Source organism: Streptomyces sp. HNM0574 (assembly GCF_012726235.1).
In the GTDB taxonomy this organism is placed as follows: Bacteria; Actinomycetota; Actinomycetes; order Streptomycetales; family Streptomycetaceae; genus Streptomyces.
Map to the genome: position 1 here is coordinate 1 of NZ_JAASAH010000007.1, position 24,418 is coordinate 24,418.

Here is a 24,418-nt window from a genome sequence, read left to right on the forward strand (position 1 = left end):
CGGCGGGGCGCCTTCCGGCGTTGGCCTTTACTTTAGTGGATCTTCCCGGAGGCTCAAAATCGAGCCGGCGGAATCGAATTGCGTACACACGTGTCCCAGGGACGCGAGCACACGACAATCCGCCCCGGAAAAGGGGGATCGTGCTGAAGTAATGGGTTGCCGTCGGACGGCGAGGAGTGCTGCCGGGGAGCGCATCGGCTCGCTGGCAACTCGGAGAACACTACGGATCCGTGAACCCCGTGTCAACCGAGGCCGGCGGGACGGCGTCGGCCGCGTCAGTCCAGGTCGGTGAGGCGGCCGCCGGCGTCCGGCTGGGCGTGCTCGACGCGGCGCAGCAGGCGGGTCAGGAAGTCGCCGAGCTGGGCCCGTTCGTCGCCGCCGAAGTCCTGGAGGAGTTCCTCCTCGAAGACGGATGCCTTGCGCATGACCTGGAGCCACTTCTCGCGGCCCTCGTCGGTGATGCCGACGATGACGCGTACGCGGTTGTCGGGGTCGCGTTCCCTGGTGACCAGGCCCTGGTCGAGCATGCGGTCGATGCGGTGGGTCATCGCGGCGGGGGTGAGGCCGAGGCGGCGGGCGATGGTGCCGGGCCACAGCTGGTACGGCCGGCCCGCCATCACCAGCGCCTTGAGCACTTCGTACTCGGCGCTGCCCAGGCCGAGGGTGGCGAGCTGGCGTCCGTAGGCGACGCTCAGGCGTCGGTCGAGGCGGCTGACTGCGTTGACGACCTTCTCCACCTGGGGGTCCAGGTCGCGGTATTCGCGCTGGTAGATCGCGATCTGTTCGTCGAGGGTGGGTTCGGGCTCCGGCATGGTGCGGAGTATTCCATGGCAGCTGTTCGCCTTGAAGCCTTGCTCTGTGTAGACTTTAGCGTCGAACTTTAGCGTTGAACTCTGCCGCGTCTTCCGCCGAGGTTCGTCCCCCTCTCCGTACGGCCGGCGCGTGCTGCCGGTGCGGGGCGGGGCCGCGCGGGGGCTCCCGCGGATCCGATCGTTCGTCCCGGCCGGGCCGGGGCCTGTTCTGCAAGGAAGGTGAGTGTGACCGCGGCACTGGGCGCGACTCTGCGCCGGATCCAGCTCGGGAACGCCCTCGCGGCGTTCGGCAACGGCTTCACGATGCCGTACCTCTTCGTCTACACCTCGCGGGTGCGCGACCTGGGCGACACCACCGCCGGCGCCGTGCTGGCGGTCTTCGCCGCGGCCGCGCTCGCGGTCCTGCCCTTCACCGGGCGGGTGATCGACCGGCGCGGGCCGATGCCGGTGGCGTACCTCGGTGCGTTCGCGGCGGCCGCCGGTGCGCTGGGCTTCGGGCTGTCCTCGACGGCGCCGTCCGTGCTGGCCTCGGCGGGGCTGATGGGTGCGGGTATCGCGGTGCTGCAGCCCGCGCTCGCGACGATGATCGTCCGGTGCTCGACCACGACGACGCGCTCGCGTGCCTTCGCGACGCAGTTCTTCCTCAACAACCTCGGCCTGGGTATCGGCGGGCTGATCGGCGGGCTGCTGGTGGACGACACCTCTCCGTCGAGCTTCACGCTGCTGTTCACCGTCGAGGCGACGATGTTCCTGGTGCTGGCGGCCGTCTTCTCGACCGTGCGGCTGCCCGCCGCTCCGCGGGCCGACGTGGTGACCGGGGCCGGAAAGGCGAAGCCGCACGGGGGCTGGGCTGTGCTGCTGCAGGACCGGTCGATGGTGCTGCTGTGCGTGCTCGGGTTCGTGATCTTCTTCGCCTGCTACGGGCAGTTCGAGTCGGGGCTCGCCGCGTACGCGGTGGAGGTCAGCCATGTGTCGACCTCGACGCTGGGCATGGCGCTGGCGGCCAACACCGCCGTCATCGTCATCGCGCAGTTCGCGGTGCTGAAGCTCGTGGAGCGGCAGCGGCGTACGCGGGTGATCGCGTTCGTGGGGATGATCTGGACGGTGGCCTGGCTGGCGGCGGGTGCGTCGGGGCTCGTGCACGGCGCGCAGGCGGTCGCGACGGCGCTGCTGATCTCGACGTACGCCCTGTTCGGGCTGGGTGAGGCGCTGTTGTCGCCGACGGTGGCTCCGCTGGTGGCGGATCTGGCGCCGAACCGGCTGGTGGGGCAGTACAACTCGGCGTTCGCGCTGGTGAAGCAGCTGGCGCTGGCGGTCGGTCCGGCCGTGGGCGGGCTGATGGCCGCGGGCGGTGCGTTCGCGGCGTACATCGTGATGCTGGTGCTGTGCTCGATCGGGGTGAGTGTGCTGGCGCTGGTGCTGCGGCGGAGGCTGACGTCCGCGCAGGATCTGCCGTACCGGGCCTCGACGGTGGTGGCCTCGGGTGAGCCGGCGGACGGTGTGCACCGGGAGACCGGGGAGCTGGAGACGGCCGGCGTGCGCTGAGCGGGGCGGTCGTGAGGGGCCGGGCGGGACCTGAGGGGTCCTGCCCGGCCCTTCTGCGTGTGCGGCGGACGGGTCAGGTGTCGCCGGGGAGGGCGAATTCGCACCAGACGGCCTTGCCGCCGTCGGGGGTGCGGCGGGAGCCCCAGGCGGAGGCGATGGTGGCGACGATGGAGATGCCGCGGCCGGCCTCGTCCACGGCTTCTGCGCGGCGGCGGCGCGGGAGGTGTTCGTTGCCGTCGGTGACCTCGACGATCAGCCGCCGGTCGGTGCGGCGCAGGCGGAGCCGCATGGGCGGGGTGCCGTGCTGGAGGGAGTTGGCGACGAGTTCGCTGGCGGCGAGGACGCCGAGGTCGTGCAGTTCGCGGGGGAAGCGCCAGGAGGAGAGGACTCCGGAGGCGAAGGCGCGGGCGCGCGGGGCGGCTTCGGTGCCGCCGAGCAGGTCGAGCGCGGCGTTGTGGAACAGCTCGGCGTCGGCTCCGGTGCGTTCCGGGTGCTGGAGGACGAGGACGGCGACGTCGTCGTCGTGTTCGGCGGTGATGCCGAGGGAGCGGAGCAGGCGGTCGCAGATGACCTCGGGGGCTCCGGTGGCGCCGGCGAAGGCGTGTTCCAGGGCTTCGACTCCGTCGTCGATGTCGGCGTCGCGGCGTTCGACGAGGCCGTCGGTGTAGAGGACGGCGGCGGATCCCGGGGTGAAGGGCAGGGCGGCGGAGGTGTGCTGCCAGCCGCCGGTGCCGAGGGGCGGGCCGGTCGGTTCGGGGGCGCGGCAGACGGTGCCGTCGGGGGTGCGGACGACGACGGGGAGGTGGCCTGCGGAGGCGTAGTCGAGGCGTTGCTCGTTGGGGTCGTGGACGGCGTAGACGCAGGTGGCGATCTGGCTGGAATCGATCTCGGCGGCGAGTCCGTCGAGGAGTTGGAGCACCTCGTGGGGTGGCAGGTCGAGGCGGGCGTAGGCGCGGACGGCGGTGCGGAGCTGGCCCATGACGGCGGCGGCGCGGACGCCGCGGCCCATGACGTCGCCGATGACGAGGGCGGTGCGGCCGGCGCCGAGGGTGATGACGTCGTACCAGTCGCCGCCGACGGCGGCTTCCGTACCGCCCGGCTGGTACGTGGCGGCGACGCGGAGGTCGTCGGGCTGTTCGAGTTCCTGCGGGAGGAGGCTGCGCTGGAGGGTGACGGCGGCTTCGCGCTGGCGGCGTTCGCTGGCGCGGAGGCGTTCGGCGGATTCGACCTGGTCGGTGACGTCGGCGGCGAAGATGAGGACCCCGTTGTCGCCGGCGGCGGTGATGGGGGTGCAGGTGAAGGTGTAGAAGCCGTCGCGTGCGGGGTCGTGGTGGGGGCCGCCGGGGGCGCGGCGGGTGCCGGGTACGCGGCGGGACTTGACGGTGCGGGGCTTGCCGCCGCGCAGCACCTGGTCCATGAGCGGGAGGAGGCCGAGTTCGACGAGTTCGGGCAGGGCGTCGCGGGCGGCGGCGCCGGGCGGCCGGGGGCCGAAGAGTTCGGTGTAGGCGTCGTTGACGTAGGCGATGCGGTGGTCGGGGCCGTGCACGACGGCGGCGAGGGCGGGGACCTGGCCGAGCAGGTCGTGCACGGACAGCGCGTCGATGCTGCGGGTGACCAGGGCGCTGTGCGGGGCGGGCGCTTCGGTGGCGGCGGGGTCGGGTGCGGGGCCGCCGCGGGCCGGGGGAACGGAGGCGTCGGCGGGCGCGGGGGACGTGGGGTCGGCGCTTTCGGCGGGGCGTGCGCCCTGTGCCGGCTCCCCTTCGTGGCCGGTGGGCCGGTCGGTGCCGGCAGCGGTGGGGTGGGGCTCCGCAGGTGCGTCCGGGTGGGGGTCCGCGGTGCGGGAGGTGCCGCGTCCGGGCGGGGTGCCGCCGCTGTCGGACTGCTGCCGCGCCCGCGTGGCTGCCTGCGCGGCGGCAGTACGCCGCTGTGTGCCGGGCAGTCGGGCGCTCCAGCGCGTGAAGTTCACGTCGTCCGATTCCTTGTGTTGTCCGGGTACGGCCCGGGGCGGGCCGTCGCGTTGTCACTCTGTGCAGATGCGGGTCAACCCATGGTCACACGAGCAGTGTGCTCCGCTGTGCTGACATCCGCCGCGGGCTCGGCCCGCCGCCGGGGTCCCTCAACTGCCGTGCGCCGGGCCCGTCTCGGCGTTCCCGTCGCCCTTGCCGCCGGCCGCGCTCTCGAACTCGGCGCGGGGGTGTTCGAGCGAGCCGAGGGAGACGATCTCCCGTTTGAAGAGCCCCGCAAGGGTCCATTCGGCGAGCACGCGGGCCTTTCTGTTGACGGTGGGCACGCGGCTGAGGTGGTACGCCCGGTGCATGAACCAGGCCGGTACGCCCTTCAGCTTCCGCCCGTAGACGTGCGCGACGCCCTTGTGCAGCCCGAGGGAGGCGACCGATCCCGCGTAGGCGTGACGGTAGTCGGTCGGCTCGGCTCCCTGTAGGGAGGCGGCGAGATTGTCGGCCAGGCGGCGGGCCTGGCGTACGGCGTGCTGGGCGTTGGGGGCGCAGAGTGCGCCGGGGGTGCCCGCCTCCTCGGCGACGAGGTCGGGGACGGCGGCGGCGTCGCCCGCCGACCAGGCGTGTTCGACGCCGGCGACGCGGAGTTGGGCGGTGCAGTCGAGCCGGCCTCTGCCGTTGAGCGGCAGTCCGGAGGCGGCGAGGACGGGGTGCGGTTTCACGCCGGCCGTCCAGACCAGGGTGCGGGCGGGGTGGCGGGAGCCGTCGTCGAGGACGGCGACGCGGTTCTCGCAGGATTCGAGGCGGGTCTCCAGGCGTACGTCGATGTTGCGGCCGCGCAGCTCGCGCAGTGCGTACCGGCCCATCTCCTCGCCGACTTCGGGGAGGATGCGGTCGCTGGCCTCGACGAGCAGGAACTTCATCTCGTCGGGGCGGAGGTTGTGGTAGTAGCGGCAGGCGTAGCGGGCCATGTCCTCCAGTTCGGCGAGGGCTTCGACGCCCGCGTAGCCGCCGCCGACGAAGACGAAGGTCAGCGCGGAGTCGCGGACGGCGGGGTCGCGGGTGGAGGAGGCGATGTCGAGCTGTTCCAGGACGTGGTTGCGCAGTCCGATGGCCTCCTCGACGGTCTTGAAGCCGATGCCGTGCTCGGCGAGGCCGGGCACGGGGAGGGTGCGGGAGACGGAGCCGGGTGCGAGGACGAGTTCGCTGTAGGGGAGCTCGACGGTGCCGCCGCCCTCCTCCTCGGTGGCGAGCGTCCTGATGTGCGCGACGCGGCGTTCGTGGTCGACGGACTCGGCCTCGCCGACGACGACTTGGCAGTGCGGCAGGACGCGGCGCAGCGGGACGACGACGTGGCGCGGCGAGATCGATCCGGCGGCGGCCTCGGGCAGGAACGGCTGGTACGTCATGTACGGGTCGGGGCTGACGACGACGATCTGCACGGCGTCGGGGGGCTGCGCGGGCTCCGCTCCGGTTTCCGTTCGTGGGGCGGGAGTTGTGCCGGGCGCGGGGGCGGCCCAGCCGTTCCGCTTCAGCTGCCGCCTGAGCTTTTGTTGGAGGCGGAGGGCGGTGTACATGCCCACGTAGCCGCCGCCGATCACGAGGATGCGCGCAGGTTCCTTCGTCGCCTTCGTCACCCGTCCATGACGCACCCGCGGTCCGGGGTTTGTCCACAGGCACACGAACTTGTGTGACCGGTGGAGGTGAAAGCTCCGCTCGGCGGTACGGGGCGGCTCCGGTGGTGTCCTCGCAGCTCATGGCGGGTGGAGGGGGGCGTGGGGGCGGTTCGGGGAGCGGGTGGTGGGGGATCGGCCGGGGCGGGCCGGGGCCCCGGGCGGGCTACCCTCTTCTCTCCTGACCAGCCCTCAACTATGTTCGTAGCTCATCGGGTGCGGTATGTGGCGACCGGCACGGACGGCACCGGATGGTACGGAACGGGGGGTCTCCGGGGGGAGACATGGATTACCGGGGGAACACATATGCACATCCAGGGCATTCAGCACACGACACGTCCCCACGCCGAGGCGGCCGTCGACCCGGCCGCGGGCGGGACGCGTTCCGGCGCGGACACGGTCCCGGAGGGGGCGGCCGCGTTCACCGAGCGGGCGGCCACGGGCGTCCTCCCGGGGCAGGCGACTGACGGGCCGGTCGCGGCCGGCGTCGAGGAGGGCGAGCGGCCCGCGCCGACCAGGGTCGACGCGAAGCGCAATCTCGAACACGTCCTGCGGGCCGCGCGCGAGGTCTTCGGCGAGCTGGGTTACGGCGCGCCGATGGAGGACGTCGCCCGCCGGGCGCGCGTCGGAGTCGGCACGGTCTACCGCCGCTTCCCGAGCAAGGACGTACTGGTCCGGCGGATAGCGCGGGAGGAGACGGCGCGGCTGGCCGAGCAGGCGCAGGCGGCGCTGGACCAGGAGGCCGACCCGTGGTCGGCGCTGGCGCGCTTCCTGCGGACGTCGGCGGCCTCGGGCGCGGGCAGGCTGCTGCCGCCGCCGATACTCCGGGCCGAGCCCTGGGGTGACGGGGCGCCGGACGGGACGGGCGGTACGGGCGGTACGGGCGCGGTCTCCGGGCGTGCGGAGGACGAGGGCGTGCGGGTGCCGCAGCAGCGGCACGTCGCGGCGGAGGGCGCCGCCCGTGGCGAGGTCTCGGGGCGGGCCGGGCAGCCGGGTCCCGGCGAGCCGCGGCTCGTGGGGCAGCGTCCGGCGCCGGACGCGGAGCGGCTTCCCGGGACGCCGTCGGTGCCCGCCGAGGACGACTCGGGTTCGGCCGAACTACTCGGTCTGGTCGGCGAGTTGGTGCAGCGCGCGCGGGACGCGGGAGAGCTGCGGGAGGACGTCACGGTGCGCGACGTCCTGCTGGTGCTCGCCACGGCCGCGCCTCCGCTGCCGGACGCGGGCCAGCAGGCGGCGGCGTCCAGGCGGCTGCTGGAGCTGCTGCTGGAGGGCCTGCGGCCGCGCGCCGCGCGCTGACGTCCCGCCCGCCGTCCGTCGGCGCTCCGGGGTCCTCGCCGGCTCCGGGGCCGGCTCCGTCCTCGTGTGAGGTCACGTCGTCGGCGGGTGCCGGCCGGCCGTGCCGGTGTGCGGGGGTGCGAGTGCGGTGTCGTGCGGGGTGGCGGTGCGCGCGGGACAAAGGGGCGGCAATTACCGCAGAACTTCCGGGTTCCGCAACGTTCTTGTGCAAAGCCGGGCGGTGTGCGACGCGCTCGGGGATGATGCACCCGAGATACGGAAGCGCACCGCGGCCGCGTGCCGGCGTGCTCGGAAGGGTGGTTGCCGGGACCGAACGGCGGCCCCTTCACCGGGCTGTGGCACTCTGGCCCGGTGCTTGGCGGTAGCAGCGTGTACGGGGGCGCCTCTCATGGGGTCTGGTGAACGTAGGGATGCGGAGAACCAGGCGCGCCACGACGGCGCGGGTCCTCCGGCACCTCTGGTGCCCGAACAGGGCGGTCCGACCTCCGGTGAGGAGACCGTGACCCCGCCCTCCGACGGCGGCGGGGACGGGTCCCCGGGTGCCGGTGCGGAGGCCGGGCGGAGCGTGCCGCGGCAGCGCCGTCGCGGGCGCAAGCAGCAGGCGGATTCCGGGAGTCCGGGGACGCCGGCGGCCGAGCGTCCGCCGGGCGGCGGCCCGTCCGACGCCGAGCTCATCGCGCGGATGCGGAAGGGCGAGGGGAACGACGACGGCGCGTACGACGAGCTGTACCGGCGTCATGCCGAGGCGGTGCGCCGCTACGCCCGCACCTGCTGCCGGGACGCGCACACCGCGGACGACCTGACGGGCGAGGTCTTCGCCCGTACGCTCCAGGCGGTGCGGGGCGGCAAGGGGCCCGAGACCTCGGTGCGGGCCTATCTGCTCACCTCGGTGCGGCACGTCGCCGCGGCGTGGGCGAAGACGCAGAAGCGCGAGGACCTCGTCGAGGACTTCGCGGTGTTCGCGCAGTCCCAGGCCAGGGCGGCGGCCGCGGCGGACGACGACACCCTCGACCTGGGTGCCGACGTGCGGGCGATGCAGGAGGCCGAACAGAGCATCGTCGTCAAGGCGTTCAAGAGTCTGTCGGAGAAGGACCAGATGGTCCTGTGGCACACGGCCGTGGAGGACGCGAAGCCGCGGGACGTCGCCCCGCTGCTCGGGCTGTCGGACAACGCGACGGCCGTCGCCGCGCACCGGGCGCGGGAGAACCTGAAGAAGGCGTACCTGCAGGCGCACGTCAGCACCTCGCTCACCGCGGGCGGGGACTGCGCGCGGTACGCGGACCGGCTCGGCGCGTACGCGCGGGGCGGGCTGCGGATGCGGGCCGAGGTGGGGCTGCGCAAGCACCTGGACGGCTGTGTCCGCTGCCGTGAGGCCGCGGCCGAGGTGCTCAACCTCAACGAGCGGATCCGGCTCGTCGTCCCCGTGGCGCTCATCGGCTGGTTCGCAACGGCCAGTGGGGCCAAGGCACTTGGCGCCCTGCTCACGGGCACGGGCGCGGCCGGGGCCGCGGGTGCGGCGGGTACGGCCGCCGCGGCCGGCGGTATCGCGGGCGGTGCGGGTGCGGGCGGTGCCGCGGGCGGCGCGGCCTCGGAGGGGCTCGGCACCCCGGTGAAGATCGGCATCGCGACGAGCGCGGTGACGGCGGCCGGGGTCGCGGTGGCGCTGGCGATGATGGCCGGGGAGAAGCCGAAGGAGCCGGTGGCCGATCCGCCGCCCGCCTCCTCCGCCCCGGCTCCGGCCCCCGAGCCGCCGGAACCGGAACCGAAACCGGAGCCTCCGGCGCCGAAGCCGCCGCCGGAGCCCGCGCCGGAACCGCCGCCGGAGCCCACACCCACCCCGACACCCACGCCGACCCCGACTCCGACGCCCACCCCGACGCCCACGCCCACGCCGACCCCCACACCGGAGCCGCCCGCCGACTACCAGCTCAACTCCCTCCAGTGGGACGTCTTCGACGACTGGAAGGACAAGCTGCCCGGCGGCGGGGACGAGAACGACGGCGTCCCCGGTGTCCCCGGCGGGGACGGCACGGACGGGGACGGTTCCGGCGGGGAGGACACAGAGCAGGCGCCCACCGTCCGCACCGGCGAGAGCAGCTGGCTGTGGCAGCGCTGGGGCCTGCACGTCGACGGCACCCGCTACGACCACGGGATCACGGTGCACGCGCCCTCCTCGGTCACCATCGACCTGAACCGTTCCTGCACGGCCTACGACGCGCTCGCCGGGGTGGACGACATGACCCTCGGCAGGGGCGCCGTCCGGTTCCTGGTGCACGGGGACGGCAGGCAGCTGTGGTCCTCGCCGGTGGTGAAGGCCCGGGAGGAGCCGGTGCCGGTGCACGTCCCGCTGGACGGGGTGCGCACGCTCCGGCTTCAGGTCGAACCGCACGGCCCGCTGGACACGGCGGCCCTCGCGGACTGGCTCAACTCCCGTATCACCTGCTGACGTCCGGCGGTTCCGGGCCGGTCACCCGGCGGGGCTCAGGGTGGTGAGCAGGGTGTCGAGGAGGTCGGCGGCCTGCTCCGGGTCGGGTACGTCCGGGGTGCGGGCCGCCTCGGTCCGGGCCCGCTCCCCCGCGCCCGCGCGGACCTCGGCGTCCTGCCGTTCCTCGGGCACTCCGGCGGCGAGGTCGCCGCGCCGGGTCACGGCGGCGTCCGCCAGCCGTACCGCCGTGACGGGGGCGCCGGCGCTCAGGGTGACGGTGGCGGCGTGCAGCAGGACGCTCGCGACGAGGAGGTCGGGGGAGCCCGCCTCGACGGCGCGGCGCAGCGCGTCGCGTACGCAGCGGACGGCATCGTGCGGGGAGCCGCCCTCGGCCGCCGTGATGCGGCCCTCGGTGGAGAGCATCGCGACCTCGAACATCGTCGGCGGGGTGCCGATGGCGGCGAACTCGCCTGCCTGGCGGTGGAGTTCGCGGGCCGCGGGGATGTCGCCGTTGTCCAGGGCGATGACTGCGGCGAGGAAGGAGCCGTAGGTGCCCGCGTCGTTGACGCCGAGTCCTTCCGCGTCCTCGATCGCGCGGCGGACGATCTTCTCGGCCTCGGCGGAGTCGCCCTCGCGGAAGCAGATCTCGGCGATCCGCACCAGGATGAAGGGGAGTTCGGTGAGCGCGCCGAGCTGCCGGGCGTGCCGGAGGGACGCCTCGTACTCGTGGCGCGCCAGCGCGTACCGGCCGTACTGGGCGGCCATTTCGGCGCGCAGTCCGCAGACCTGGCCGATCAGCCAGCGGTCCCCGGTGGAGTGCGCGAGCCGTTCGATCTCCGGGAGGACGTCGTCGAGGACGTCGATGCCCTCGCGGCTGTCGATCCGGACGTGGGACTGGAAGAGCAGCATGACGGCCAGTTCCCAGCGTCCGCCGTACCGGCGGCACGCCTCGACGGCGACGTCCATGTGCCGCAGCACGCCCCGGCTGCCCTCGACGAAGTACGCGGCGAACGGCCAGAGCATGCCGGGGAAGCGGGCGGAGGCCGGTTCCCCGCGGCTGAAGTAGGTGACGAGTTCGCGGGCGACGGCGAGGTGGTGCTCGTCCCGGAGCGAGGCGTGGTCGCCCTGTTCGGCGTGCAGGAAGTAGCGGAGCAGCTGGAGTTCGCGGTAGGCCAGCTCCTGCTCCTCGTCGCGGGCGTCGGCCTCGGCGGGCAGCAGGGCGAACGAGTGGCCGGCCCAACTGCCGCCCTCGTCGCGGTAGTTGCGCAGCCACCAGAACCAGCCCATGCCGCGCACGAGGGCGAGGACGGCGTCCGTCCCGCCCGTCTCCAGGGAGCGGTGCAGTGCCGAGCGGACGTTGTCGAGGTCGGCCTCCAGGCGGCGGAGCCAGGTGAGTTGCCCGGCGGAGCGGAGACGGGGCGCGGCCTCCTCGACCATGCGCACGATCTCGCCGGTGTGCCGCCGTTCGGCCGCCTCCCGGTCGGCGGGATGCTCGGCGGCGCGCTCCTGCGCGTACTCGTGGATGGTCTCCAGCATGCGGTAGCGGATGCCGGAGTCGCCGCCGGGTTCCGGAGCAGTGTCGCGGGGGTGGTCGGCGATGAGGATCGACTTGTCGACGAGCGAGCCCAGGATGCCGAGCACGTCCTCCCGCGCGATCCCGGCTTCCGTTCCGGGGTGCGGTGCGTCGGCGCAGACCTGTTCGGCGGCGGGCAGGGTGCAGCCGCCGGAGAAGACGGACAGGCGGCGTACGACGGTGCGTTCGGGCTCGTCGAGCAGGTCCCAGGACCAGTCGACGACGGCGCGCAGGGTCTGCTGGCGGGGCAGGACCGTCCGGCTTCCGCTGGTCAGCAGCCGGAAGCGGTCGTCGAGGCGGTCGGCGATCTGGCGCGGGGTGAGCGAGCGGAGCCGGGCCGCGGCCAGTTCGATGGCGAGCGGGAGCCCGTCGAGGCGGCGGCAGATCTCGGCGACGGCGGCCGGGTCCTCCTCGGCCCGGAAGTCCGGGCGGGCGGCGACGGCGCGGTCGGTGAACAGCCGGTGCGCCGGGGCCGGAGGCAGCGGTTCCACGGGGCGGACGGCCTCGCCGGGGACGCCGAGCGGCTCCCGGCTCGTCGCCAGCACCGTCAGCCCGGGGCAGTGCGCGAGCAGCGTCTCGGCGAGCTGGGCGGCGGCGTCGATGACGTGCTCGCAGTTGTCGAGGACGAGCAACAGCCGCCGGGTGGCGCAGTGTTCGACGAGGCGCACGGTGGCGTCGTGCTCGTGCTCGTGGAGCTGGGTGCGCGCGGTCGTGGTGTCCAGCGTCCCGGTGAACAGTGAGGTGCCGCGCCGGCCGAGTGCGTTGAGTACGGCGCCGGGGACGGCGGCCGGGTGGTCGAGCGGCGCCAGTTCGGCCATCCACACGCCGTCCGGGTAGCGGGCGGCGGACGTCCCGTCCGGCGGGGGGTCGGCGGCGGCCGCGGCGGCGGCCTGCTCGGAGAGGCGGGTCTTGCCCGAGCCGCCGGGGCCGGTGAGGGTGACGAGGCGGAAGCGGCGGAGCTCGTGCCGGATCGTCCCGAGGTCGGTCTCCCGTCCGACGAAGCTGGTGAGCCGGGCCCGGAGGTTGCCCTGCGGGACGGGGGGTGCCTCGGGTCTTCCGGTGCGGGGCGTCCCGGCCGGACGGGGTTCCCCGGGTGGCTCAACTTCCCTGTTCTGTACGGGCGGGCCGGTCTCGTCTCCGTCCGCGTCGGAAGCCGCCTCGTCCGGCACGGCGGCCAGCAACTCGGCGTGCAGGGTGCGGAGTTCGGTGCCCGGGTCGGCGCCGAGGCGTTCGCTGATGGCGAGGCGGACCCGTTCGTACGCCTCCAGGGCCTCGGCCGTCCGGCCGTGGTCACGGAGCGTGCGGACGAGGAGGGCCTGGAGGGGCTCGTCCAGGGGCCGGGCGGCGGCGAGTTCGCGGAGTTCGGGCAGGGCCTGGCCGACGTGGCCGAGCGCGAGGTCGGCGGTGACCCGGGACTGGTGCGCCGCGGCGCGTACCGCCTCGGCGCGGGCCGCCGCCGAGGTGCGGTCCGGCAGGTCGGCGAGCGCGGGCCCGCGCCAGAGCGCCAGCGCCGCGCGGAGCAGCCGCGCGGCCGTGGCCGGGTCGCCTTCGGCGAGGGCGTGCTCGCCCTCGGCGGCGAGGCGGCGGAAGCGGAAGAGGTCGACCTCGTCCGTCGCGGCGCGGAGCCGGTAGCCGCCGGGGAGGGACTGGACGGCGTCCTTGCCCAGCGCCCGGCGCAGCCGTCCGACCAGGGCCTGGAGGGCGGCGGGTGCGTCGTCGGGCAGGGCGGCGCCGTCCGCCCACACCTCATTGATCAGGACGTCCACGGGGACGGCGGCGTCGCGGTCCGCGTGCAGGGCGAGGGCGGCGAGCAGCGCGCGCAGCCGGTGGCCTCTGAGGAGCACCGGCTGACCGCGATCGTCTCGCGCCTCGGTGGCGCCCAGGATCAGATACCGCACGGCCCCATTGTCACCGAGCGTCGCAATTCTTCCCTCTGGTTTTCCGCGCGGCCGGGTGCGGCCGTCGTCGCCCCGGCCCGTCCACGGCCCCGTTCCCCCGCGTTCCCGCACGTCCCCCACGTCCCCTGCGCGTCGGCCTCTCCCTGTCCCCTACCCCACTGGCGCGCCTGCCCGTCCCCCGGGAGGGGACGGCGGCGGATCAGAGGGCCGGGCGGGTGGCGGGGCCGACGGCGGTGGCGGCGCGGCGGCGGGGTGCGTCGGCGCCCGCCCAGCAGGTGCCGCGGCGGGCGAGGAGGCGGCGGAGCCAGATCTCGGTGGAGACGAGGTCGGCGAGGCCGTCGACGGGGACGGGCCGGCCCTCGGCGACGGCGTGCAGCGCGCGGCGGACGACGCGGGCCTCGACGAGTCCGGCGTCGGCGAGGAGCGGCGCCTCGAAGAGGCCGAGCAGCGGGTCGGCGGCGAGGCGGATGCCGGCGCGGGCGGCGGCGGTGTGCGTGGTGTGGGTGGGGGCGCCCCAGCCGGGCGGCAGCTCGTGGACGCCCGCGCCCGCGAGGACGGCGCGCAGCACGGAGGCGCGGGCGCCGGGGCGTACGCGCAGGGACTCGGGGAGGGCGCGGGCCGCGCGGACGACCTGGTTGTCGAGGAACGGCGCGTGCAGCCGCTGGTTGCGGATCTCGGCCGACTGCTCGAAGACGCGGTGGTCGGCGGCCTGCCGGGCGAGCGCGGCGCGGGCGCGGCGCTCGCCGGGGCGGCCGTTGTACGGGCGGGCGGCGGCGGCCGCTTCGAGGCGGAGGGCGACCTGGGCGAGGGCCTCGCCGGTCAGCCAGCGCGCGGCCGGGCCCGGGCGTCCCCAGGCGAGGGCGGCGACGGAGGCGCCGACGGCGCCGTCGAGCGGGTAGCCGAGGACGGAGCCGGTGCCGTCCGGGTCGTCGGGTCCTTCGCCTCTGCCGGAACCTTTCCCCGACGCGGGACCGCCCGCGAAGCTGCCGTCGCGGAGCCGGGCCGCGAGTTCCTCGACGCCCTCGCGGTAGGGGGTGCGGGCGAGGCGGCGGGCCGCGCGGTACACCGTCCACGGCACCCCGACGGAACGTCCCGGAGCGCCGCCCTCCGCGCCCTCGGCGCGCGCCAACGCCACGACGGGGCGCAGCAGATGGCGGCGCCGCCGGTCGAGCAGCAGGTCGGCGAGGCGGGCCGGGTGGGCGTCGAGGACCTGGCGGGCGCCGTGTCCGACGAAGTGGTCGGAACTGCCCGCGACCAGGCGCAGCCGGTGGCGTACCGCGCTGACGAGGGAGGGGCCGGGTTCGTCGGTGAGCGGTCCGCCGAGCGGCCCGTTCTCCAGGTCGGCGTACGGGAGGGCGGTCTCGTGGCCGGTGACGACGAGGTGGTGCAGCCGGGGGTTGTCGGCCATGCTGCGGGCGCGTTCGAGTTCGGGCGCGGTGGAGGCGGGGACGGTGGCGAGGTCGTTGAAGGTGACGGCCAGCAGCCGCTCGCCGGCCTCGGTGCCGCCCGCGCCGTGCACGGTGCCGGGGACGCCGGGGAGCCCGGCGGCGAGCAGCGCGAGCGTGCCGGAGGCGGGCCCGCCGGACAGGTCGGCGCCGACGCCGGGCGCCGGGGCGCCGCGCCGGGCCCGCCGGTCCTCGGGGCCCATCCCGGGCACGGGGCCGGGGTCGCGCCGGCCCCGGGCCGCGCCGTTGGTGCCGTGGTGCTGCGCGCCGTTGGCATACGTCCGGGCGTCGTCGGTGCGGGCCGCGGGGCCGTCGCCGGCGGTGCGCGGGGGCGGGACGTCGGCGGTGGGCCCGTCGTGTGCGGAGGCGTGCCGGGGGGCGGCGAGGCGGGTGCGGACGGCCTCGACGAGCGCGTCCCGCACGCCCGCGAGGGCGGCCTCGGGATCGGTGGGTTCGGGGGACGAGACGACGAGGGAGGCGGCGGGTTCGTAGTCGGCGATCTCCCGGCTGCCGCCCTCGCGGAGGATCAGCGCGTGCCCGGGCGGGACGCGGCGCACGCCCTCGTACGGGGTGCCGTCGCCGAGCGCCTCGGGGGCGTCGGGGCAGGCGAGGAGGGCGCCGAGGTGGCCGACGTCGAGCTGGGCCTCGACGAGGTCGGCGAGCGGCAGGGCCGCCGTCGCGTAGGCGGTGCCGCCCGCCCACGGGGTGTGGAAGACGGGCCGGGCCCCGGCGAGGTCGGCGGTGACGGTGACGCGGCGGCCGATCGCGGCGACGGCCGTGTAGCTGCCGGGCCAGGCCGTGAGGTGGCGGAAGGCGCCGCCGCTCGCGGTGTTGAGCGCGGCGCGCAGCTGGGCGTCGTCGGCCCGGCAGATGCCGAGGACGGCGAGCCGGTGGCCGTGTTCGGAGCGGACGACGCGGATCTCGTCGGGGCGCCAGTCGCCCACGGCCCAGAGCGGGTCGGGGCCGCCCCACAGGAGCTGGGCGCCCACGGGGTGGACGGTGCCGCCGCCCTCCGGGGGGCCTCCCGCGGCGGCGCTGCTCCATCCCACCAACCATCGCATCGCCGCGCGCCTCCGCTGCCCGAGTGGGTAACTACCCTGGTCCAGCTGTGCGTTGACGTGCCACCCCGATGCGCCGCGCCCGGTCGGACGACCGGACCGGCGGGCGGCGGCCCCCGTACCGCTGAACACCTGTTGCCGTGAACTCCTGCTTCCCTCGCTCATGTTGCCACGAGAGCGGCGCGCAAGAGGCGCGGGCGGGGCGCACGAGTTCACGCGTCGGGCGTCGGATCCGATTCCGTCACGCCCTCTCCGCCCGGGCATATTCCGGTGGCTCCGGCACGCGGCACCGGCGCGGTGACCGATGTCATTCGGCCAAAAATCTGATGAGCGAAGGGAGTTGGGGAACCGTTCATGCGCCGGCCGGGGCGTCCCCGGAGGCTCCACGGCACCCGGACGGCCGCCGGCCGAGCCGACCGAGAAGAGACAAGGGGCCGCGCGTACCCGAACACAGGCCCGTACGCAGTGCGTTCGGGCCCGGGGTGCGGTGCGGGCCGCGGGGTCTCCTCACAGCCCGGGAGGCACCATCACCCCCCGGGCCGTACCGCCACCCGCGGGGAATGAGGTGGCGGATCCCCCCAGTCCGCTGGTCCAGATCAGCGGACCGACCCACGCGGAACCCAGCAAACCCGCACGCCTTCTCCACGCAAAGGCGCATGAACGGGCGCACAGCCACACGCCCGGAGCACGTCACCGCACACCGGGCACAGAGGGCGCCCCCGCACTCCCCCGCTCCCCGCTCCGCTCTCCCCCGCCGCCCCCCACGCCCCTTTCCGTCTCTCCGTCCGGCTCTCCCACCTGCCCGTCCCACGCCTCCAACCTGCCGGTTCCGTGCCTCCGTCCGGTCGCGGCGGGGCTCCGTCGCGCGGGGCGCGGGGTGCCTCGCGGGGGTGGCCGGGGAAGGGGTCCCGGGGGCCTGGTTCCGGCCGACTCGCGGGCGCCGTCGGCCAGTTGGCACGTGACGCGTGCACGTACACGCGTACGGACACAGTTCCCGCCATCCGGGACAAGGCCCCTTAACGGTCGGCATGCGGCGAACTACGCTGGGTCCCCAGTGCCTCCCGCGTCCTCGCCGTGTGCGACGCGCAAGCAGCCAAGGAGGCACCCCGCGCGAGCCGCGCGGGAGGGAGGTGCCTCGTCACCGGGTGGCACAGGGGTGGTGGGGTGGCCGTCGGTGTGTGTCAGGGGTGCGCATGTCCAGGGAGTCACGCGGGCCGAACGAGAAGCTCGGCACCGTTCTCGCCCTCGCAGGAATCAGCAACGCCGGACTCGCCCGCAGGGTCAACGACTTGGGGGCGCAGCGGGGCCTGACGCTCCGCTACGACAAGACGTCCGTGGCGCGCTGGGTGTCGAAGGGGATGGTTCCGCAGGGTGCGGCGCCGCATCTGATCGCGGCGGCGATCGGCAGCAAGCTGGGCCGGCCCGTCCCGCTGCACGAGATCGGGCTGGCGGACGCCGATCCGGCGCCCGAGGTGGGCCTGGCGTTCCCGCGTGACGTGGGCGCTGCGGTGAAGGCCGCCACCGACCTGTACCGGCTCGACCTGCACTCCGGGCGGCGCGGGGGCGGCGGCATCTGGCAGTCGCTCGCGGGCTCCTTCGCCGTCAGCGCGTACGCGACGCCCGCGTCCCGCTGGCTCATAACCCCGGCCGACCCGTCCGTCGCCCGGGACCCGGCCACGGCGGCGAAGGCGGGCGGCGGCAGCTCGCACGCCCCTCCCGGCTCCCGCGCGCCGCACTCCGGCGAGGGCGCCGAGGCGGACGCCCCGCACGACCGGCCCGGCCCGAACGGCGCCGCGTCCAACGGCGGCCCCCCGCACGGCGGTCAGCCGCAGCAGGACGGCGGCGAGGCGGAGGGCGACGCGGCCGCCTCCGTGCTCCGGGTCGGCCACAGCGACGTGGCGAAGCTGCGCGAGGCCGCCGAGGAGGCCCGCCGCTGGGACTCCAAGTACGGCGGCGGGGACTGGCGTTCGTCGATGGTCCCCGAGTGCCTCCGCTCCGACGCGGCCCCGCTGCTGCTCGGCGCGTACACCGACGAGGTGGGCCGTTCGCTGTTCGGCGCCGCGTCCGAACTGACCCGGCTCGCCGGGTGGATGGCCTTCGACACCGGGCAGCAGGAGGCGGCGCAGCGGTACTACATCCAGGCGCTGCGGCTCGCCCGCGCCGCCGCCGACGTCCCCCTCGGCGGGTACGTGCTGGCCTCCATGTCGCTCCAGGCCACCTACCGGGGCTTCGCCGACGAGGGCGTCGATCTCGCGCAGGCCGCCATCGAGCGCAACCGCGGCCTCGCCACGGCCCGCACCATGAGCTTCTTCCGGCTCATCGAGGCCCGCGCGCACGCCAAGGCCAACGACGCGCACGCCTGCGGCGTCGCCCTCGCCGCCGCCGAGAGCTGGCTGGAGCGCGCCCGCGAGGGCGACGGCGACCCGTCCTGGCTCGACTTCTACTCCTACGACCGGCTCGCCGCCGACGCCGCCGAGTGCTACCGCGACCTGAAGGCGCCGCGCCAGGTCCGGCGGTTCACCGAGAAGGCGCTGTCGAAGCCGACGGAGGAGTTCGTCCGCTCGCACGGCCTGCGCCTGGTCGTCTCGGCCGTGGCCGAACTGGAGTCGGGCAATCTCGACGCGGCCTGCGCCGCCGGCGTCCGCGCCGTCGAGGTCGCGGGCCGCATCTCCTCGGCCCGCACCACGGAGTACGTGCGCGACCTGCTCAACCGGCTGGAGCCGTACGGCGACGAGCCGCGCGTCGTCGAACTGCGGGAGCGCGCACGCCCGCTGCTCGCGCCGGCGTGATCCCGGTTCCGGCGGTGCGGCGGGGAAGCGCGGGGGCCGGCGTGGGGCGGGCCACTGCGGGGTGTCAGTGGTCCGGTTCATGATGAGAGGCGTGTCGACGAAGTCCAGCCAGCCGCCGCAGCCCGAGCCGTTCCGGAACGGAGGGGGCAGCGCGCCCGCACCGGAGCAGCGCCCCGCCACCGCCCTGCCGGCCGAGCGGTACGACTGCGACGTCCTGGTGATCGGCGGCGGCATCGTCGGCCTGTCCACCGCGTACGCGCTGGTGCGCGAGGCGCCGGGTACACGGGTGGTGGTCCTGGAGAAGGAGCCGGGCCCGGCCCGGCACCAGACGGGGCGGAACAGCGGGGTGATCCACAGCGGGATCTACTACCGCCCCGGCTCGCTGAAGGCGCGCTTCGCGACGGAGGGCTCGGCCGAGCTGGTCAAGTTCTGCGCGGAGCACGGGATTCCGCACGACGTCACGGGCAAGCTGATCGTCGCCACCCGCAGCGAGGAGCTGCCGCGGCTGCACGCGCTGATCCAGCGCGGCCGCCGGCACGGCATTCCCGTCCGCGAACTCGGCCCGGCCCAGCTCGCCGCGTACGAGCCCCATGTGCACGGCCTCGCCGCCATCCACGTCGGCACCACCGGCGTCTGCGACTTCACCGCCGTCGCCGGCACCCTGGCCCGGCTCGCGGCGCAGGCGGGCGCCGAGGTGCGGTACGGCGCCGAGGTCACCGCCGTCGACCGGCGGGCCGGACGCGGCGTCGCCGTCCGCGTACGGGCCCCGGGCGAGACCGCCGGCGGTTCCGTGCTGCGGGCCCGGGCGATGGTCAACTGCGCGGGCCTGCACAGCGATCACCTCGCGCGGCTGGCCGGGGACGACCCGGGCGCCCGGATCGTGCCTTTCCGCGGCGAGTACTACGCGCTGGCCCCGCACCGCGAACAGCTGGTCAGGGGCCTGGTCTACCCGGTGCCCGACCCGGCGTTCCCGTTCCTCGGCGTCCACCTCACCCGCGGCGTCGACGGCGGCGTCCACATCGGCCCGAACGCCGTCCCCGCGCTCGCCCGCGAGGGCTACGACTGGAGCACGGTCAGCCCGCGCGAGCTCGCCGAGGTGCTGGCGTACCCGGGCGCCTGGCGGATCGCCGGACGGCACTGGCGGTACGGCGCGGGCGAGCTGCGGCGCTCGGCGTCCAAGCGCGCCTTCACCCGGGAGGTACGGCGGCTGCTCCCGGAGATCAGCGAGGACGACCTGGTCCCGGCCCCCGCGGGCGTGCGGGCGCAGGCGGTGCTGCGGGACGGCACCCTCGTCGACGACTTCCTGATCGTCGGCGCCCCGCACACCGTGCACGTGCTCAACGCCCCGTCCCCCGCCGCGACGGCCTCCCTCCCCATCGGCCGCGAGGTCGCCCGCCGCACCCTGGCGGCGCTGGCAGCGCGCGGCTGATCCGCTCGGGGGTGTGCGCCGGGGGTCGCCGCGGGCTCGTAAAGTAGGGGGACTGTGTCCGAGAAATCCTCCCTGTTCCGCCCGGGCGAAGGCCCTGCCGCCGACCCCGCCGGATCGCACCACGAGCGCCGCATCCGCAGCTTCCAGCCGCGCCGCAGCCGCGTCACCACCGGCCAGCGCGCGGCCCTGCTGCGGCACTGGCCGCACTGGGGCTTCGACATCGACGGGCTGCGCCCCCTCGACCTCGGCGAACTCTTCGGCGACCCGGAGCTCCCCGTCGTCCTGGAGATCGGCTTCGGCATGGGCGAGGCGACGGCCCAGATGGCCGCCGACGACCCCGGTACCGGCATCCTCGCCGTCGACGTCCACACCCCCGGCATGGGCAACCTCTTCCGCCTCGCGGAGGAGGCGGGCGTCGAGAACGTCCGGGTCGGCAACGGCGACGCGATCATCCTGCTCCGCTCGATGCTCGCCCCCGCCTCCCTCTCCGGCCTGCGCGTCTACTTCCCCGACCCGTGGCCCAAGGCCCGCCACAACAAGCGCCGCCTGATCCAGCCCGAGTTCCTCGACCTGGTCGCCGACCGCCTCCGCCCCGGCGCCCTCGTCCACTGCGCCACCGACTGGGAGGACTACGCGGACCAGATGCTCGACGTCCTCACCACCCACCCTTCCTACGAAAACACCCAGCCCGACGGCGGCTTCGCCCCCCGCCCCCCGCACCGCCCCATCACCCGCTTCGAGGGCCAGGGGCTCGACAAGGGGCATGTGGTGCGAGATGTGGTGTTTCGGCGGGTGTGAGGGGGCGGTACGCACTCGGTTGCCAGACGCTGCGCGGGCGGTGACTCCCAGGGGCACGCACGGCTGGGGCAGCAAGTACGCCCGAGCGCCGGTCGCTGCGCGGGCGGTGCCCCGCCGCCGGTCGGTCACCACGTCCCTCGCCCAGGGGCTCGCGTAGGTGCCGGTCGTTGCGCGGGCGGTGACCCGGTTGTGGGCCGGTTGCCGCGTCCTCGCCTAGGGCTTCGGTACGCGCCGGACGCTGCGTCCAGGACATCCTCGCCTAGGCCTCCCGTACGCGCCAGATCGTCGGACGCTGCGCGGCCGGTGACCGGTCGCCGGTCGGTTACCGCGGCCAAGGGCGTCCTCGGATAGCGCTCCCGCACGCGACCGGTCATCGGTCGCCGGTCGGTTGCAGCGCCCAGGGGCGCCCTCAGCTGGGGGAGCAGGACGCCAGGGGCGTCGGTCGCTGCACGGCCAGTGCCCCGCCGCCGTTCGGTCCCCGCGTCCAACAGCGCCCTCGCCCAGGGGCTCGCGTAGGTGCCGGGGCGCCGGTCGTTACGCGGGCGGTGACCCGGTTGTGGGCCAGTTGCCGCGTCCTCGCCTAGGGCTCCGGTACGCGCCGGACGCTGCGTCCAGGGACGTCCTCGCCTAGGCCTCCCGTACGCGCCGGGTCCTCGGACGCTGCGCGGCCGGTGACCGACCGCTGGTCGGTTGCCGCGTCCAAGGGCGTCCTCGGGTAGCGCTCCCGTACGCGACCGGTCATCGGCCACCGGTCGGTTGCAGCGCCCAGGGGCGCCCTCAGCTCGGGCAGCAGTACGCGCCGGGGCGTCGGTCGCTGCACAGCCGGTGACCGGCCGCCCGTCGGTTACCGCGACCAAGGGCGCCCAGGGGCGCCCGTATGCGACCGGTCATCGGTCGCCGGTCGGTTGCAGCACCCAGGGGCGCCCTCGGCTCAGGCAGCAGAACGCGCCGGGTCCTCGGACGCCGCACAGCCGGTGGCCGGTCGCCGGTCGGTTCACCGCACCCAGGAGCGCCCTCGGCTCGGGCAGCAGAACGCGTCGGGCCCTCGGGCGCTGTGCGCTCGGCGACCGGTCGCCAAGTCCAGGGGCGTCCCCGTCCAGGGCTCGCGTACGCACCGGGTCTCCGGTCGCTGCCGCAAAGGGTTCACGTGCCGGGCCCGGACCTCGTTACGGTCGTCAGGTGCACGACGAGGCAGACCACGACGCGAACCCCACCCCGACGGCCGACGAGCCCGCCGCCGCGCCCAACCCACACGCGCCTCCGCCTCATCCGGGGCCGGGGGCGGGGCTTGGGCCACAGGCGTACGTGCGGCCGGGGCCGGGTGCGAGCGCGGGCAAGTACGTCGGGCCGGGCTCGGACGCGTACACCGGAACAGGTGCGGGCTCGGACGCCAACACGGGCCGGACCGACCCCGCGGCCACCCCACACGCGCCAACGCCTCATCCGGGCCCAGGGCCGCACGTCCGGCCGGGGCCGGGCTCGGACGCCAGCACCGGCCAGACCGACCCCGCGGCCACCCCACACGCGCCTCCGCCCCATCCGGGCCCGGGCCTTGGGCCGCAGCCACACGTCCAGCCGGGGCCCGGCGCGGGCGCAGGCGGGTACGCCGAGCCGGCCTCGGCCGCCGGACCACACCCGGCCCCCACCCCGGGCACAGGCCACGTCCACCCCGCGCAGAACCGTCCCCCACACCCCGCACCCGCCACCCCCGCCCCGCACGCCCCGAGCCACCCCCACGGCGAATTCGGCGCGCCCCAGAGCGAGTTCACCGCCTCTCAAGGCGGTTTCGGCGCCACTCAAGGCCACTTCGGCCGGCCCACCTTCCCCGCGATGCCCGCGTCGCCCGCCGACTGGCGTTACCGGCCGCCGCCGTCCGTGTCGTGGTGGCACCGGCACAGTCGGACCCTGCGGGCGGTCACCGTCGCCGCGCTGCTGGGCTTCTGCGGGCTGATGATTCTGGCTCTGGTGCGGGAACAGACCGGTACCGCGGGGCTGTTCGTCGGGCTGGCGCTGGCGGTGCTGCCCGTGCCGCTGCTGATATCCGCGTTCCGGTGGATAGACGGCGTCGAGCCGACCCCGTGGCGGAACCACGCCTTCGCCTTCGCCTGGGGCGCCTGCGCCGCGACGCTCGTGGCCCTGCTCGCCAACAGTCTGGCCACGGACTGGCTGTCGACCACGATGGTCGTCGACAGCTCCCGCGAGGCGGACACCCTGGGCGCGACCCTCGTCGCCCCCGTCGTCGAGGAGACCGCGAAGGCCGTCGCCGTCCTCCTCCTGTTCCGCTTCCGCCGCCGCGACTTCGACGGCGTCGTCTCCGGCATCGCCACCGCCGGCATCACCGCCACCGGCTTCGCGTTCACCGAGAACGTCCTCTACCTCGGCAACGCCTTCGGCGAGGACCAACTCCTGGGCACCCACGCCCTGCACGAGTCCGCGACCGCCGCGACCTTCCTGATCCGCGTCGTCCTCTCCCCCTTCGCGCACCCCCTCTTCACCGCCTTCACCGGCATCGCCTTCGGCGTCCTCGCCTCCCTCCCCGGCCGGCGGCCCGTACTGCGGCTCCTGCTGCCCGCCTTCGGCCTGCTCACCGCCGTCCTGCTGCACTCCATCTGGAACGGCGCCTCGTCCCTGCCCGGCCTCACCTTCCTCGCCGTCTACGCCCTGTTCATGATCCCGGTGTTCGTGCTGCTGGTGTGGCTGTCGGTCTGGTCCCGGCGCAACGAACTGCGCACCGTCCGCGAGACCCTCCCCGCCTACGTCGCCGCCGGCTGGCTCGACCCGGCCGAACCCTGGTCACTGTCCTCGATGCGCGCCCGCTCCGTCGCCCGCGACCTGGCCCGCAGCAGCCACGGCCCGACGGCGGCCCGCACCGTCGCCGAGTACCAGCACTTCGCCACCTCCCTCGCCCTGCTCCGCGCCCGCTGCCGCTACGGCCCACCCGCCCCCGACTTCGCCGCCCGCGAGCAGGAACTCCTCCACCACCTCTGGCACCGCCGCCCCCTCGCAGCCCCACCCACTGCTGCGGCTTCGCACACACTGAATCCACGGCGGGCCACGTTCCCTCAGGCTGCGGGGTACGGGGGGTCGGGCCCGAACCCACTCGGAACTCCGGTGCACTTCCGGTGACACGTTCGATGTGGTGCGTCGTGCTCGAGCCTTCATCCGTGTCCGACAGAGTCAGCCGGATCGACTTCAGTAACTCCACTGACCAGTGCCCCGCGCGCAGCCGGCACGATGGACTTATGGCCGCGGTTCCTTCCTCACCCGGCGTATCGATGCGAATGAGTCGACAGGCATCGCGCGATACGTCACTCGAGCGAGCCGTGCGCCGCTTGCTGCACGCGGAGGGATACCGCTACCGGCTTCAGCGTCCGGTGCCCGGCCTTCGCAGGCGCACGATCGACATTGCCTTCCCCGGACTTCGCGTCGCCGTTTTCCTGGACGGCTGCTTCTGGCACAGCTGCCCGGAGCACGCCACGCAGCCGAAGGCGAACTCGGAGTGGTGGCGGGCGAAGTTGGAACGGAATGCACAACGCGACCGGGAAACGACCGAGAGTCTCCGGCAGTCGGGCTGGCAAGTCCTCCGCTTCTGGGAACACGAGGACCCGACCGTCATCGCGGAGCACGTTGCGGAAGCCGTGGAATCCCGTCGCCACACCTCCGGCTCGGAGTGACCGGGCAGAAACCAAAGTCAGATGCATGTCCGCGGTCGCGTGAGGAGC

13 protein-coding genes are annotated in these 24,418 nt (G+C 74.9%); 8 read left to right on the forward strand and 5 right to left on the reverse strand.

The window, feature by feature from the left end; translation table 11 throughout:
• Positions 1 to 275 precede the first annotated feature (275 nt).
• The gene (locus HCC30_RS14225) at positions 276 to 812 is read right to left on the reverse strand and encodes a MarR family transcriptional regulator (protein WP_169442893.1); all 537 of its coding nucleotides are present in this window, start codon (positions 810 to 812) and stop codon (positions 276 to 278) included.
• A 225-nt stretch (positions 813 to 1,037) separates the two neighbouring features.
• On the opposite strand from HCC30_RS14225, the gene HCC30_RS14230 reads away from it, so the two are divergent.
• Complete coding sequence (locus tag HCC30_RS14230) at positions 1,038 to 2,357, forward strand: MFS transporter (protein WP_169442894.1); 1,320 nt, start codon at positions 1,038 to 1,040, stop codon at positions 2,355 to 2,357.
• 73 nt (positions 2,358 to 2,430) lie between these two features.
• Here HCC30_RS14230 and HCC30_RS14235 read toward each other — a convergent pair whose 3' ends face one another.
• Positions 2,431 to 4,323 carry a SpoIIE family protein phosphatase gene (locus HCC30_RS14235; protein WP_169442895.1) on the reverse strand — a complete coding sequence of 631 codons (1,893 nt, stop codon included), beginning with the start codon at positions 4,321 to 4,323 and terminating at the stop codon, positions 2,431 to 2,433.
• Between the two features lie 150 nt (positions 4,324 to 4,473).
• Positions 4,474 to 5,889, reverse strand: a complete 1,416-nt coding sequence (locus HCC30_RS14240) for an FAD-dependent oxidoreductase (RefSeq protein ID WP_169443110.1) — start codon at positions 5,887 to 5,889, stop codon at positions 4,474 to 4,476.
• 402 nt (positions 5,890 to 6,291) lie between these two features.
• On the opposite strand from HCC30_RS14240, the gene HCC30_RS14245 reads away from it, so the two are divergent.
• Positions 6,292 to 7,281: a helix-turn-helix domain-containing protein gene (locus HCC30_RS14245; protein ID WP_169442896.1), complete on the forward strand. Its 990-nt coding sequence runs from the start codon at positions 6,292 to 6,294 to the stop codon at positions 7,279 to 7,281.
• Positions 7,282 to 7,669: 388 nt separating this feature from the next.
• Positions 7,670 to 9,727, forward strand: a complete 2,058-nt coding sequence (locus HCC30_RS14250) for a sigma-70 family RNA polymerase sigma factor (RefSeq protein ID WP_169442897.1) — start codon at positions 7,670 to 7,672, stop codon at positions 9,725 to 9,727.
• Positions 9,728 to 9,748: 21 nt separating this feature from the next.
• Here the strand turns inward: HCC30_RS14250 and HCC30_RS14255 are convergent, their stop codons facing one another.
• Positions 9,749 to 13,177, reverse strand: coding sequence for a BTAD domain-containing putative transcriptional regulator (locus HCC30_RS14255; protein WP_169442898.1), 3,429 nt, complete (start codon positions 13,175 to 13,177; stop codon positions 9,749 to 9,751).
• A 199-nt stretch (positions 13,178 to 13,376) separates the two neighbouring features.
• On the reverse strand, positions 13,377 to 15,683 hold the full coding sequence (locus tag HCC30_RS14260; protein ID WP_169442899.1) for an asparagine synthase-related protein: 2,307 nt from the start codon (positions 15,681 to 15,683) through the stop codon (positions 13,377 to 13,379).
• A 1,190-nt stretch (positions 15,684 to 16,873) separates the two neighbouring features.
• Here HCC30_RS14260 and HCC30_RS14265 point away from each other — a divergent pair.
• From HCC30_RS14265 to HCC30_RS14285, 5 genes are all read left to right on the forward strand, one after another.
• Positions 16,874 to 18,469, forward strand: a complete 1,596-nt coding sequence (locus HCC30_RS14265) for a sporulation protein (RefSeq protein ID WP_169442900.1) — start codon at positions 16,874 to 16,876, stop codon at positions 18,467 to 18,469.
• 184 nt (positions 18,470 to 18,653) lie between these two features.
• On the forward strand, positions 18,654 to 19,898 hold the full coding sequence (gene lhgO, locus HCC30_RS14270; protein ID WP_240979602.1) for an L-2-hydroxyglutarate oxidase: 1,245 nt from the start codon (positions 18,654 to 18,656) through the stop codon (positions 19,896 to 19,898).
• 54 nt (positions 19,899 to 19,952) lie between these two features.
• Positions 19,953 to 20,696, forward strand: coding sequence for a tRNA (guanosine(46)-N7)-methyltransferase TrmB (gene trmB / locus HCC30_RS14275; RefSeq protein WP_169442901.1), 744 nt, complete (start codon positions 19,953 to 19,955; stop codon positions 20,694 to 20,696).
• A 1,830-nt stretch (positions 20,697 to 22,526) separates the two neighbouring features.
• Positions 22,527 to 23,822, forward strand: a complete 1,296-nt coding sequence (locus HCC30_RS14280; protein WP_169442902.1) for a PrsW family intramembrane metalloprotease — start codon at positions 22,527 to 22,529, stop codon at positions 23,820 to 23,822.
• A 116-nt stretch (positions 23,823 to 23,938) separates the two neighbouring features.
• On the forward strand, positions 23,939 to 24,370 hold the full coding sequence (locus tag HCC30_RS14285) for a very short patch repair endonuclease (protein WP_240979603.1): 432 nt from the start codon (positions 23,939 to 23,941) through the stop codon (positions 24,368 to 24,370).
• Positions 24,371 to 24,418: the final 48 nt, after the last annotated feature.

Coding starts and splice junctions, on each gene's coding strand:
- HCC30_RS14225 (WP_169442893.1), bottom strand. CDS start 812: ATGCCGGAGCCCGAACCCACCCTCGACGAACAGATCGCGATCTACCAG.
- HCC30_RS14240 (WP_169443110.1), bottom strand. CDS start 5,889: ATGTACACCGCCCTCCGCCTCCAACAAAAGCTCAGGCGGCAGCTGAAG.
- HCC30_RS14245 (WP_169442896.1), top strand. CDS start 6,292: ATGCACATCCAGGGCATTCAGCACACGACACGTCCCCACGCCGAGGCG.
- HCC30_RS14250 (WP_169442897.1), top strand. CDS start 7,670: ATGGGGTCTGGTGAACGTAGGGATGCGGAGAACCAGGCGCGCCACGAC.
- HCC30_RS14260 (WP_169442899.1), bottom strand. CDS start 15,683: ATGCGATGGTTGGTGGGATGGAGCAGCGCCGCCGCGGGAGGCCCCCCG.
- HCC30_RS14265 (WP_169442900.1), top strand. CDS start 16,874: ATGTCCAGGGAGTCACGCGGGCCGAACGAGAAGCTCGGCACCGTTCTC.
- HCC30_RS14280 (WP_169442902.1), top strand. CDS start 22,527: ATGCCCGCGTCGCCCGCCGACTGGCGTTACCGGCCGCCGCCGTCCGTG.
- HCC30_RS14285 (WP_240979603.1), top strand. CDS start 23,939: ATGGCCGCGGTTCCTTCCTCACCCGGCGTATCGATGCGAATGAGTCGA.